At 73.7% G+C, this 12,597-nt stretch carries 12 protein-coding genes; 8 read left to right on the top strand and 4 right to left on the bottom strand.

What is annotated here, in order from left to right; genetic code table 11:
* Window positions 1-22: 22 nt before the first annotated feature.
* A complete protein-coding gene (locus ACQB60_RS13840; RefSeq protein WP_384832652.1) occupies window positions 23-205 on the top strand; it encodes a tail-anchor membrane protein in 183 nt (60 codons plus the stop codon).
* Between the two features lie 216 nt (window positions 206-421).
* Window positions 422-3,835: a hypothetical protein gene (locus tag ACQB60_RS13835; RefSeq protein ID WP_496926244.1), complete on the top strand. Its 3,414-nt coding sequence runs from the start codon at window positions 422-424 to the stop codon at window positions 3,833-3,835.
* Between the two features lie 42 nt (window positions 3,836-3,877).
* Here the strand turns inward: ACQB60_RS13835 and ACQB60_RS13830 are convergent, their stop codons facing one another.
* Window positions 3,878-4,816 carry a hypothetical protein gene (locus ACQB60_RS13830; RefSeq protein ID WP_496926243.1) on the bottom strand — a complete coding sequence of 313 codons (939 nt, stop codon included), beginning with the start codon at window positions 4,814-4,816 and terminating at the stop codon, window positions 3,878-3,880.
* A 120-nt stretch (window positions 4,817-4,936) separates the two neighbouring features.
* Here ACQB60_RS13830 and ACQB60_RS13825 point away from each other — a divergent pair, with 120 nt between their 5' ends.
* Entirely contained in the window at window positions 4,937-5,359 is a 423-nt protein-coding gene (locus tag ACQB60_RS13825) for a hypothetical protein (protein WP_496926242.1), read from the top strand.
* Here the strand turns inward: ACQB60_RS13825 and ACQB60_RS13820 are convergent.
* Window positions 5,283-5,561 (bottom strand): hypothetical protein, encoded by a 279-nt coding sequence (locus ACQB60_RS13820; protein ID WP_496926241.1) that lies wholly within the window; start codon window positions 5,559-5,561, stop codon window positions 5,283-5,285. The genes ACQB60_RS13825 and ACQB60_RS13820 overlap by 77 nt on opposite strands.
* 101 nt (window positions 5,562-5,662) lie before the next feature.
* On the opposite strand from ACQB60_RS13820, the gene ACQB60_RS13815 reads away from it, so the two are divergent.
* Window positions 5,663-6,580, top strand: a complete 918-nt coding sequence (locus ACQB60_RS13815) for an oxygenase MpaB family protein (RefSeq protein WP_496926240.1) — start codon at window positions 5,663-5,665, stop codon at window positions 6,578-6,580.
* Here the strand turns inward: ACQB60_RS13815 and ACQB60_RS13810 are convergent.
* Entirely contained in the window at window positions 6,548-7,099 is a 552-nt protein-coding gene (locus tag ACQB60_RS13810) for a PadR family transcriptional regulator (protein WP_496926239.1), read from the bottom strand. The genes ACQB60_RS13815 and ACQB60_RS13810 overlap by 33 nt on opposite strands.
* 134 nt (window positions 7,100-7,233) lie before the next feature.
* Here ACQB60_RS13810 and ACQB60_RS13805 point away from each other — a divergent pair, with 134 nt between their 5' ends.
* Window positions 7,234-7,992 carry an alpha/beta fold hydrolase gene (locus ACQB60_RS13805; protein WP_496926238.1) on the top strand — a complete coding sequence of 253 codons (759 nt, stop codon included), beginning with the start codon at window positions 7,234-7,236 and terminating at the stop codon, window positions 7,990-7,992.
* 14 nt (window positions 7,993-8,006) lie between these two features.
* Here ACQB60_RS13805 and ACQB60_RS13800 read toward each other — a convergent pair whose 3' ends face one another.
* The gene (locus ACQB60_RS13800) at window positions 8,007-8,606 is read right to left on the bottom strand and encodes a class I SAM-dependent methyltransferase (protein WP_496926237.1); all 600 of its coding nucleotides are present in this window, start codon (window positions 8,604-8,606) and stop codon (window positions 8,007-8,009) included.
* Window positions 8,607-8,758: 152 nt separating this feature from the next.
* Between ACQB60_RS13800 and ACQB60_RS13795 the strand changes: the two genes are divergently transcribed.
* Genes ACQB60_RS13795 through ACQB60_RS13785 form a run of 3 tightly spaced genes read left to right on the top strand, consistent with a single transcriptional unit; the run spans window position 8,759 to window position 12,590 of the window.
* Window positions 8,759-9,532, top strand: a complete 774-nt coding sequence (locus ACQB60_RS13795; protein ID WP_496926236.1) for an MHYT domain-containing protein — start codon at window positions 8,759-8,761, stop codon at window positions 9,530-9,532.
* Entirely contained in the window at window positions 9,529-12,159 is a 2,631-nt protein-coding gene (locus tag ACQB60_RS13790; RefSeq protein WP_496926235.1) for a sensor histidine kinase, read from the top strand. Before ACQB60_RS13795 ends, ACQB60_RS13790 begins: the two co-directional genes overlap by 4 nt.
* On the top strand, window positions 12,156-12,590 hold the full coding sequence (locus tag ACQB60_RS13785) for a roadblock/LC7 domain-containing protein (protein WP_496926234.1): 435 nt from the start codon (window positions 12,156-12,158) through the stop codon (window positions 12,588-12,590). The genes ACQB60_RS13790 and ACQB60_RS13785 overlap by 4 nt, the downstream gene beginning before the upstream one ends.
* Window positions 12,591-12,597: the final 7 nt, after the last annotated feature.

Here is a 12,597-nt window from a genome sequence, read left to right as displayed (position 1 = left end):
CGCCGCGAAGGAGGCGACGCACATGTCGAAGAACGCGAAGATCGCCGCAGGAGGCGTGGCCGCCGGGCTCATCCTGCTGATCTGGCTGCCCTGGTGGGCCGCCTTCCTGATCATCGTCGGTGTCCCCGCGGCCGCCTATCTCACCCTCGACCCCGCGCAGCGCCGCAGGCTGCGCCGTGTCACGCGCAAGGAGCTCGGCCGCTGAGGAGCGTCCCCGAGCCGGCCCCGGCTCGGGGCGAGCCCCGCACCCGGCTCCCACCCGGCCCCTCCCGCGCCGGCCACCGCGTAGGGCCGACGCCCCGGGGCGAGCGGGGGAGGGCGCCCCCTCCCGTAAAACCTGTTGCGGTGACGATCACCGGGGCGTGACCATGACGCCCATGACCTTCCGAAAGGAGGCCCGGCGATCCCACGGTGATCGCTGATGGCCGCACACGAGACGTCCCGCACACCGTCCCACGAAACGCAGCCCGCCGCCCCCGCGCCCCTGACCGCGGCCTGGCTGAGCGCCCACTTCGACTCGCTGCCCTTCCCGGCCCGCATGACCGCCCTCGCGCGCTACGCCCGCACGCTCACCCCGGCCGCGTACGCCACCCTTCACGGCGCACTGGACGGCGGCAGCCCCGACGAGCGGCACACCGCGCTCTTCCTGGCCGTCGTCCGACGTGACCTCGACACGGTCGCGGCCGCGCTCACCGACCCGCTCCTGCGCCGCCGGGCCCTGTCGGCCGCCCGCAGGCTCCCCGTGCCGGAACAGGCCCTGGAGCGGCTCGCGTTGAGCGACAGCGGTGCGGCGCGCAGGGAGACCTACCGCATCCTGAGGCTCAGCCGCCGACGCCCGCTCGCGGCCCGCCTGCTGCCCCTCGTCCACGAGCGGTTCGGCGCCCGCGACGCCGCCCTGCTCCTGCCCGCCTGCCCCGAACAGACGGTCACGGACTGGCTGTCCCGCATCGAGCCCGCCCAGGGCGTGCTCAACACCCTCGCCCGCACCGCGCCCACAGCCGTGGCAGAGACGCTCACCCGCCGCCGGCCCGGGCACCGTGACCGACACCGGTTCCGGCGCCGCCACCAGGCCGTCGCGAGCCTCGCGGCCGAGCGCGACCCGAGAGCCGGTCTGCTGCTCCTGGAGCGCGGCCCCGAACTGCTCACGCGGCGGGCTGCCCGCTCCGTGCTGCGCCGACCCGCGCAAGCGCTGGAGATCCTGCGCGCCGCCCCCGTCGCATCCGACGGTTCCGCACGCGAACTCCCGCTCCCCGCGGGCCCCTTGCCGCCCTCCGTGCGGCGCGCGGTCCAGGAGCTGCCCCTCGACGACCGGGTGGACCTGGCCCGACGCTGCCCGGTCGGCCCCCGCGCCATCGGCGGGACACGGCACGACGTCGCCCCGGACGGGCTGCTGATGCTCCTGCCCGCCCCGCAACGCCGACAGCTCATCGAAGAACGCACCGCCCGGGTGCACCGGGTGCGGAGCCTGCCCACCAGCACCCTGACCGCGCTCGCACCCGCAGACCGCGCGCAGCTCGTCCGGCCCTGGGTGAAGCGCTGGGCCCGCCAGGAGTGGACGATGACCCGCCTCGCCGCGGTGCTCCCGCTGCCCGACGGCGAACCCCTGCTGCGCGAAGAGACCGAGCACCACCGGCGCCACCACCGGGAGCTGGCCTGGCCCGCCCTCCTCGCCTGCGCCGAACTGCACGGCGACCCGGCGGAGTTCGCCCGGATCGCCCTCCACTGCGAGCGGGCCTGGCACGACCAGGACGAGGTCCGCCACAGCGCCCTGCGCCAACTGGCGAGCGCACCGCCACGACTCCTCATGGCCCTTCCCGAGCGTGTCCTGCGCGACGTCGCAGTCACCACGGTCCAGTCCCGCGACTCGACCGCACCCACCCTCGCCGCCGCGGAACGCCTGCTGCGCCGCACCGCCCAGAGCGCGGCAGCACGCGGCGAAGGCGCGCGTGCCGCGTACGCGACGGCACTCCTGTGCGAGATCACCTCCGACCCCCGCTTCCGAGGGCCCGTCACGCCCCTTCGTACGGACACGGAAACGGCACGGGCCATCTGGGACGCCGCGCCCTCACGGGTCAGGGAACGCCCCGACCTCTCCACCCCCTTCGCCGAATTGCTCGCCCCCTGTCTGGGCGACATCCCGGACCTGGACTCCCTTGTCCGGCGGACGGCTCGGGAGCACGAGGACCCGCAGCTGGCGGCCCGCGCCGCCGCGGCCTGGGTGGCACCCGCACGGCTCAGGGAACAGCGCTGCGCCGAACTGATCGCCACGGACGCCTCGTTCGCAACGGTACCGATCGTGCTGCGCACCGTGGCCGCCCGCCGCACGGACCTCCTCGAACCCGTCCTGGCGGCGGCCCCCGCGGGCCTGACGGGCCGGACGCGCCCACGGCCCACCCCCTGGGCCCAGCCCCTGCCCCACACCGCCAGAGGGCGCTGGCTCCCCGCACAGCGCCAGGCATGGGACGAGCACCACGCGCGCGTGGCCACCGACGAGCTCGCCCCGCTGCGCACCCGTGCCGACGCGGCAGCCCAACTGCGCGACGCCGAGCTGCTGATGACGCTCGCGGACACGGCGCCGCAGCCGGTCGCGGCAGCGGCGCTCGCGGCGCTCGGCGACACGGCAGGCGCACCCGGGGACACCGCCACCACCCCCGTCACCGCCGGACCGCTCCTCGATGCCCTCCTGCGCCACGCGGCCGGCGGCGGGGTGCGCGGGCGCGCCGCCATGGCCTCCGTACGACACCTCCTGGAGGGCCTCACGGACCAGGAGGCGGTGCGGCTCCTCGGGCCCGTGGCACGCAGGACGGACGCGCCCGTCGGCACGCGCAAGGAAGCCGTCCGCGCTCTGGGCGTCCTCCACGAAGAGGCCGCCTTCGACGCCCTGTTGGCCGCATGGGACGCGCCCGGGCAGCACCGCGACGTGCGCGCTGTGGTGGCGCGCTTCCTCGTCCCCTGCATCACGCACTCTGATGTCGCCGACCGTCTCGCACGACAGGCCCATGAACCCGCCATACGGGAAGCGGTCCTCCACACGCGCGGGGGAGCCGTTCCCGACTCCGCCGCGCGGGCCTACCGGGACTTCCTCACCCACCTGGCCAAGGACGGCGACGACGACACCGCGGCGGCTGCCTGTCGCGTACTGACCGCCTGGCTCACCCGCGCGTCGGAAGCGGCGATGAACGCCGTCGCCGACCTCGCGGTCGATCAGCGGCGGAGCCGCCGGGTGTGGGACGCGGCGGCCCGGCAACTGGTCTGGTTCCCGCGGGGACCGGCCACGGCCGCCGTCCTGCAGCGGGTCTTCGACGAGCTGGTCGCACTCGGCGGCGCGGCGGACCGACAGGTCGCCGCGGACGCGCTGCGCCGCCTCGCGACACTCCCCGACGGCCTGCGCGTCCAAGAGGGACCGGTCTCGTCGCTCCCGATCGCCGACGCGCTGGGGCTGAGCCTGCGGCGCGCGGGCCTGCTGCCCGAGGCGGCGCGGCTGACCTGGGAGACCGCCCTGGCCGCCGTACACCATGGAGAGCACGATGCGCGGCGCTGGGAGCGGCTGCTTGCCCTGGTCGAGGAACGCCCCGAGCGGCTCGCGCTGGGGCAGGATCCCTATCTGCACATTCCCGGACCACACGCGCGGGAGGCGCTCTTGCGAGCGGTCCGCATGCTCAGGGAGCGGGACACCGCACCGTCCGGAGCACTGGCCGTCACGCTGGTCCGCGCGGGCGGCAGGGCCACCGGGTGGCCGGATGTCTGGCGGGCCGAACTGGCGGCGCTGTGCGCGCACTCGAACGCCGACACGGCCATGGCCGCTTTCCTCGTCGACCCCGACGCCGCCCACTGAACCCCCGGGGGATGACCTGGAAAGGCGACGCGGGACGGAGCGTCAGGCGGGCCGCACGGCCATCTTGTCGAGCGCCTCCAAGAGCGCGGGCAGATCCCGCCCGCGCCCCACCGGCAGCACCTCTCCGGGCTCTTCGTCCAGGAGCACGAACGCGATGTCGTCGGTCCTGGCGACCATGGACCAGCCAGGGCCGTCGGCCCGCAGCGTGCGCGCGTCCCCCGAGGCGAAGGAGGAACGCACCCTGCCGAGCGGCGGAGGGGTGTCCACGTAGGCGCGGGCTTCCGCGAGCGCACGCCGTACACCGGTCAGCGGTTCTTCGACGGCGCCGGATGCGGACGCCGAGCCTCCGCCCGCCGAATCCTCCGCTTCCTCTTCGGTTTTCGCGGAACGCTCCTCCTCCGAGGCCGGAGACGCGGAGTGAGTCCCTGCGTCCTCAGCCGCCTCTTCGGAGCTCTCCGTGGAGCTCTCCGTCGCGAAGTCGGCATCGTCGATCTGCTCGCGCCACAGCGCCCACTGGAGAGCTATCTCATCGGCGCCGAGGCGCCGTTGGGCGGGGCCCCAGGTGTCGGCCTCCGGAGGCGCGAGGGGCGCCCGGTCCACGTACTCGGGGTCCGGCTGCGGATCGTGCGGGGCGGGCACACCGGGCGCGGCGACCGCGACCGCGAGGGGCCAGCCCGGCAGCGCGGCGACCACGGTGCGCTCGTCGGGCGACAGGTCGTACTCCATGCCGCAGTCCCAGGAGGCGATGGCCACGGCGACGAGTGAGACGTCGTCGACGACGACCGTCCACCGCGCCCCGGCGCCGTCCTGGCCCAGCACCAGGCCGTACCCGCTCGCGAGCGGCGCGAGCCCGAGCGCCGCACATGCCTCGGGGTAGTCGTCGCCGAGCACCGCCGGAAACTTGGCAGGCGTCAGGAGCACCGCCGTCAGTACGTACAGCGCGTCGTCGTCGGCGGCGACAGCGTCGTCCGTCCCGGCCATGCCAGCCTCCCCAAGTTCATCCGTCGGCGCACCCTAACCACTGGTAACTGGCCTCGTCGAGGGTGGATGACCAGGAAAATCTCTCGTGGGGCAGCCTGTTCGGCACCTACGATGCCCCTCATGCCCAGAGCCAGTTCGCACTTCGTCTGTCTGCCGTGCCGCGCTTCCTTCAAGAAGGCGGCCGACTACGGACGCGTGCGGATCGACATCTGCCCGCAGTGCGGCGGCCAGTTGCTGAACGCGGGCTCCGCGCTCGCCGTGCCCAAGCGCCGTGATCGCGCGGCCTGGCGTGCCCTGGCAGCGGTCCTCACGGCCGGTGTGCGCTTCCGGCAGGCGTGCTGCGGCTGCGGGCCCGGCTACCGGCCCCGCACGCCGCGAGAGGTCCGTGAACGGCTCGCGCACGCCGAGGAGACGGGCATCGCGATCAGCGCCGCCCTGCAGTGCCTCGATCCCACGCACACCGACGTCACGCGGCAGGCAGGCCGAGGAGGCTACGCGCCACGTCGTTCGGGGACTCGTCGCGCTCCCGGGCGAGGGCGATGACGGCGCGGCACGCGAGCTCGCTGACGCCGAACGACAGGGCTTCCGGAGACACCCACCCCCTGGCTTCCTCGATGCCTTCCTGGTCGTCGTCGGCACAGGCCGCCACGTAGGCCGAGGCGGCCTCGAAGAGGTTGTGTGCGCGCTTGGGCGCCGACGGCACCGGCTGCTGGGCGCGGAAGACCTTGCGGATCTTGTGGAACATTTCTCGGGCACCTTCCCCCGGTTCGACTGCGGCTCATGATCGCTCAATATCCCCTTTCCAAACTAGAGTTGCTTCCCCGGTGGCAGAAAGGGGACCGAGCGGTGAAGCGTTACGAGCGGCTCGCGCAGATCCGGCGCCTGGACCCGGAGAAGGACTTCCTGACGATCTACCGGCTCAGCGCGGCCTACGAGTTCCCCTGGGACTTCACCCGGTCCCTGGAGCTCGCCCTCTACCGCACGTATGCCGTCCCGAGCATCGGCCGTCTCCTGGCGCAGACGGCCGAGCTGACCGACCGCACGCAGAAGCGCTACGACGACACCGTGCTTCTCCTGGACGCCGTCGTCGAGCAGGGCTTCGGCAGCGAGGAGGGGCGCACGGCGATCCGCCGCATCAACCAGATGCACCGCAGTTACGACATCAGCAATGAAGACATGCGCTACGTGCTCTCCACGTTCGTCGTGACTCCGAAGAGGTGGATCGACGCCTATGCGTGGCGGCGCCTGTCCCGCCACGAGACCGTCGCCTCCGTCGTCTACTACCGCACCCTCGGCCGGCACATGGGCATCAAGGAAGTCCCCGGCTCCTACGAGGAGTTCGAGAACTGCCTCGATGCTTACGAAGAGGCGCACTTCGCCTGGGACGAGGGCGGGCGCAAGGTCTCCGACGCCACCCTGGAACTGATGGGCTCGTGGTACCCGAGCCCGCTCGCCCCCGTGCTGCGCACGGCGATCCTGGCGCTGCTCGACGACTCCCTGCTGCGCGCCTTCCGGTACGAGCCGCCGGGCGCGCTCACCCGCTCCCTGGTCCGCGGCGGGGTGCGGCTGCGGGGCCGTGCGGTGCGTCTGCTGCCCCCGCGCGCGAAACCGCACTACGCCCGCCAGAACCCCGAGATCAAGGGCTACCGCGACGGCTACCGGGTCGCCGACCTCGGCACCCGCCCCGTACCAGGCGTACGCGGCTGCCTGGTGGTGCGCCCGCCGGACGGCTCAGGAACGCTGCCCGTCGGCCCCGGCGACTGAGGACAGTGTCGTCAACGTCTCGCGCAGCCAGGCAAGTTCGGCCCGGCTCGTGGCGCGGGCGATCGTGAGGATGCCCCGGCGGAAGGGGTCGTCGAGCTCCTCGGCGCGCAACGGCCGCTCGTCGTCGTAGAAGAAGCTCGCGGGCTCCTCGAGGAAGGTGAGGCGCCGCCGCAACACCGCGGCCTGTGCCTCCTTGTCGTCGAGATGCCGCAGGAACGCCAGGACCGTGAACCAGCGGTTCTCGTCGGTGATGTCGCCCTGCGCGGGCTCGGCGAGCCGCCGCCGCAGCTCGCGCCTGCCCTCGGCGGTGAGCGTGAGCATGTGCCGGGGGGCGGCTCCCGTACCCGGCCGGGTCTCGCGGGCGAGCAGATCCGCCTTCTCGAGGCGCTTGATGGCCGGGTAGAGCGTGCTCTCGGCCACGGGCCGCACATGCCCGGTCAGCGCGGTGATGCGCCGCCGCAGTTCGTAGCCGTGCAGCGGCGCGTCGTACAGGAAACCCAGGATGGCCAGTTCGAGCATGCGGGCATTCTGCCCCATCAGCGGTGTACATCGGTACCGAAGTACCTCGGTACCGATGTATCGTGATGTCCGGGACCGGGGGCGTGGACGTCTCGGTGCCCATCCCGTGTGGGGCGACAGAGGGAGGGCCGACGATGCGGCAGGCGCAGTTCGACGGGCAGGGCAGTCACATCCGGTGGACGGAGACCGAAGGGGCCGGACCCGCGCGCGTGTATGTCCATGGGCTCGGCGCGACGTCAGCCGTTTACCACGCCCACATCGCCGCCCGGCCCGAACTGACCGGCCGCCGCTCGCTCTTCGTGGACCTGCCGGGCCACGGCATCAGCGACCGCCCCGCGGACTTCGGCTACACACTGGAGGACCACGCCGACGCGCTCGCGGCGGCCCTGGACGCGGCCGGGGCGCGCGGAGCGGAGATCGTCGGACACAGCATGGGCGGCTCCGTCGCCATCGTCTGCGCCCACCGGCGCCCCGACCTGGTCGCACGCCTGGTCCTTGCCGAAGCCAACCTCGACCCGAACCCGGCGCCGACAGCGGGCAGCAGCGGCATCGCCGCCTACGGAGAAGAGGAATTCGTCGCCGGAGGCGGCTACGCACGCGTGCTGGAGAAGGCGGGCCCCACATGGGCCGCGACCATGCGCCTCGCCGACCCGCGCGCCCTGCACCGCAGCGCCGTCGGACTCGTCGCCGCAACCCGGCCCACCATGCGCCACATGCTCATGGGCCTCTCGGTGGAGCGGGTCTACCTCCAGGGCGCCCGCAGTGGCGAACTCGCGGACAGGGAGGGCCTGGTGGCGTCCGGCGTCACGGTGCTGACGGTCCCGGACGCCGGACACAACATCATGTTCGACAATCCCGGGGCCTACGCGGCCGCGGTCGCCGGGGCACGGTGACGCCCCCCTCGTGTTCAGTCCTGACGCACGGCGAGGGCCAGGAAGCGCGCGTCCTCGTCGACGTACGAGGTCATGCGCCAGCCCGAACCGGCCAGGAGCGGGCCCAGGTTGGACTCCGCGCGCAGGTCTCCGGGCGTGATCTGACGGCCCTGCCGTGCGGCGAGAGCCGCCCGGCCGATGGGGTGGAACAGCGCGAGGACGCCGCCCGGGCGCGTCACCCGACGCAACTCGCGCAGATTCTCGGCCGGTTGGGGCAGGTGGGCGATGAGGCCCGCGGCGAACACGGCGTCCAGGGACTCCGAGCGCAGCGGCAGGTGCGCCACGTCGGCGAGCAGCAGCTGCCCGTGACGCTCTCTGCCCGCCCGCTGGGCCGCCTGCAGCATGGCGGGTGTCAGGTCGGCGCCCAGGACGGCTCCGGAGGGCCCCACGACCTCCCTGAGCGCGGGCAGCGCGCGCCCGGTGCCGCAGCCCGCGTCGAGCACGCGGTCGCCGGGCCGCAGCCCGAGGTCGACCGCAGCCGCGCGATAGGCCGGGCCGTCGTCGGGGAACCTGCTGTCCCAGTCGGCGGCACGGGCCGCGAAGAACTCCTGCACCTTCGTGTGGTCGTCGCTCATGCGCCCCATGATCCCGCACCGATCCGCACGAGCGTGCGGCGCACACGTTCGAGCGTGACGCGATCGTTCAGGAACATCTCTGCGTCATATTCCACCAGCTTTCGAAATGCGCCCCCGTTGTGCGCCCCTCCTCGGACTAGCGTCCCGGAGCCATGGGACACCTGGACCACGCCACCTTCGGCTGGCTGACCCCCGTGCTGTCGTACGTGATGGCCTGCATCGGCGCCGCACTCGGCCTGCGCTGCACCGTCCGCGCCCTGGCCGCGACGGGCCGCGCGCGCCGCAACTGGCTGCTCACCGCGGCCTCGGCGATCGGCACCGGCATCTGGACGATGCACTTCGTGGCCATGCTCGGCTTCGGCGTCAGCGGCACCGAGATCCACTACAACGTTCCACTGACGATCCTGAGCCTCCTCGTCGCGATGGCCGTCATCGGAGCCGGCGTCTTCGTGGTCGCCCACAGCCGCGAGCGCGGTCGTGCGCTGGTGCTCGGCGGGCTCACCACGGGGCTCGGTGTCGCGAGCATGCACTACCTGGGCATGGCCGCGCTCCGGTTGCACGGACATGTCGGCTACGACCCCGTCCTCGTCGGACTCTCCGTGGTGATCGCCGTCGTCGCCGCGACCGCCGCCCTCTGGGCGGGGCTGAACATCAAGTCGCCGCTCGCGGTGGCCGTCGCCTCGCTCGTCATGGGCGGGGCCGTGAGCAGCATGCACTACACCGGAATGATGGCGGTGAGGGTGCGGGTCACCCCGTCCGGCGCCGCGCTTCCCGGGGCCACGACGATGCAGTTCATCTTCCCCCTCGCCGTCGGCCTCGGGGCATACCTCTTCCTGACCTTGGCGTTCGTCGCACTCTCGCCGACGGCGGGGGAGTACGCGGCATCTGTGTCGGCACAGCGCCCCGTCGAGGGCGCCGTCCGATGACCGAGCTGCCGCGCGGCCGCCGCGCCCACGCGGGTCCACCCGCCGACGAACACGACGAAGCGAACGCTCCCCTCGCCGGAGCCGCGCCCCTTACCGGAGACCCGGCCAACACGCCCACGCGCGCGGGACGATGGCGGCTGCGCCCCCGCACGGTCCGGGCCAAGATCGTCTGCCTGCTGATGGTTCCCATCGTCTCGCTGCTCTCGCTCTGGGCCTACGCGACGGTCAGCACCGCACAGGACGTCGCGCGGCTGCAGCGGCTGCAGCGCGTCGAGACCGGCATACGCACTCCCATAGGCACCGCCGTGACCGCCCTCCAGGCCGAACGGACCGCCGCCGTCGCCCAGGCCACCCGACCCGCCCCCGACCGGGCCGAGAGGCTCAGGCTGACTGCCACGCGCACCGACCGGGCCGTGGCGAAACTGCGCCTCAGCGACCACGACACCGTCGCCGCGGGCGCGGGGCTGCCCGCCGAGGCCACCGGCCGTCTGGAGACGTTCGTCGCGGAGGCCGCGCGACTGCGGACGCTGCGCACCGAGGTACTCGACCACCGCGCCGGCTGGGACACGGCCTATGGGCAGTACACCAAAGCGATCGCGACCGCCTTCGGAGTCGACGGCTCCCTCACCGGCATCGACGACGCCGAACGAGGCTCCCCCGCGCGCGTGTTGCTGGAGTTCTCCCGCTCGGGCGAGATGCTGGCCCGCGAGGACGCGGTACTCGCCGGCGCCCGGCTCGCCGGGAAGCTCGACGGCGAGCGGCTGCGCCGGTTCACCGCGACCGCCGACACCCGGCGCACCCTGACCGAGGCGGCGACCGCGGACCTCCAGAACCCCGAGCGGGGCGCCTGGCGCGCCGTCGAGCGGGGGAGTGCCTATGGGGACCTCCGTGCCGTCGAGGACAAGGTCCTGGTGGCCGCACCCGGCCGCAAGGCGCTCGACGCCGCGCCCGCCACCACGTGGAACGCCGCGTACGCGACGGTGAGCGACGGCCGGCGCGGTATCGAGCAGGACGCCGCACACTCCGCCGCCGACCGGGCCGACCCGCTCACACGCGGCGTGCTCACCCCGGCGGGCGCCGCCGTCCTCCTGGGACTCATCGCCGTGGCCGCCTCCCTGCTCATCTCCGTACGCATCGGGCGTGGCCTCGTCGTGGAGCTCGTCAGCCTGCGCAACAGCGCCCTGGAGATCGCGCGCCGCAAACTCCCGGGCGCCATGCGGAGGTTGCGGGCGGGCGAAGAGCTAGACATCCGCGCCGAGGCGCCACCGGGGCCGCCCGCCGAAGACGAGACCGGTCAGGTCTCCGAAGCCCTCACCACCGTGCACCGGGCGGCGCTGCGGGCCGCGATCGAGCGCGCCGAGCTGGCCAGCGGCATCTCCGGAGTCTTCGTCAACCTCGCCCGCAGGAGCCAGGTGCTCGTCCACCGCCAACTCAGCCTCCTTGACGGCATGGAACGTCGCGCCGAGGATCCGAACGAGCTGAGCGACCTCTTCCGCCTCGACCACCTCACCACCCGGATGAGGCGCCACGCCGAGAGCCTGATCATCCTCTCCGGAGCCGCCCCCGGCCGCGCCTGGCGCAAGCCCGTCTCGCTCACGAACGTCGTGCGCGCCGCGGTCTCCGAGATCGAGGACTACGCGCGCGTGGAGGTGCGCCACCTCCCCGAAGCGGCCATCAAGGGCGCGGCCGTCGCCGACCTCACCCACCTGCTCGCCGAACTCGTGGAGAACGCCGCCCAGTTCTCACCGCCCCACACGAAGGTGCGCGTCAGCGGCGAGCCCGTCGGCAACGGCTACGCCCTCGAAGTCGAGGACCGCGGCCTGGGCATGGGCGCGGACGCCCTCGCCGGCGCCAACCGGCGCATCGAACAGTCCGAGGCCCTCGACCTGTTCGACAGCGACCAACTCGGCCTCTTCGTGGTGAGCAGGCTCGCCAACCGGCACGGCATCAAGGTGCGCCTGAGCACCTCCCCGTACGGCGGCACCACCGCCGTGATCCTCCTGCCCACCCCGCTGCTGCAGACCGCCCTGCCCCAGCAGCCCACCACTCCGGAGCACTCACATGACGCGGCAGCCCAGCACGCGCGCGTACCAGGACCGGCCACGCCGCCCATGAACGGCCACCACCCCGTCCCGGCACCCCCGCCCCGTCCCGCCCTCGCCGCCTCCGCCCCGGCACCGGAGGCGACCCCGCCGGGCGTGACCGCCCTGCGGCCGCACCGCGACGAGCCGCAACGGCACAAGGAGCAAGGCCCTGAGCCGCACCGCCATCAGCCGCACCGCGACGACGCCTCCGCACCACCCGACCCCGCCGCCCCGTCCCGACCCACGCCACCCCCACCGGATGCGGCGGACCCGTCCGAGGAGCCCTCCTCCGGCGAGCTCCCCCGCCGCGTGCGGCAGGCCAGCCTCGCTCCCCAACTGCGCACACCACCAACCCGGTCGGCGCCCCAGGCCGCCCATCCCCGGGCCGACGACGAGCGCAGCCCCGAACAGGCACGCGACCGCATGACCGCCTATCGGGACGGCTGGGCCCGGGGCGGCGGCCGCCGCCCCGGCATCGTCGGCGCGGTCCCGGACCCCGCGGGGCCCGCGCCGCGAAGCGACAGCGAAGGAGACCCCGCATGATCCAGGACCCGAGCAGCACCGCCCGGCGGTCCGGCGAACTCGACTGGCTCCTCGATGACTTGGTGCTGCGCGTCGCCGAGGTGCGCCACGCGGTGGTGCTCTCCAACGACGGCCTCGCCGTCGGCGCTTCCACGGCCCTCACACGCGAGGACGCCGAACACCTGGCCGCCGTCGCCTCCGGATTCCACAGCCTCGCCAAGGGGGCCGGACGCCACTTCGGGGCGGGCGGGGTGCGCCAGACACTGGTCGAGATGGACGAAGGTTTCCTCTTCGTGGCCGCCGCGGGCGACGGCTCCTGCCTCGCCCTCCTCACCTCCGTGACGGCCGACATCGGCCTCGTCGCCTACGAAATGGCCCGGCTCGTCAAGCGGGTCGGCGAGCACCTCTACACCGCGCCGCGCTGCGCCGCCCAGCCGCCGGCCGTCGGATGACCCGGGG

It is taken from the genome of Streptomyces odontotermitis (assembly GCF_050510915.1).
Lineage (GTDB): Bacteria > Actinomycetota > Actinomycetes > Streptomycetales > Streptomycetaceae > Streptomyces.
Note: the sequence above shows the minus strand (reverse complement) of the source record. Positions and strands in the feature narration are given on the sequence as shown.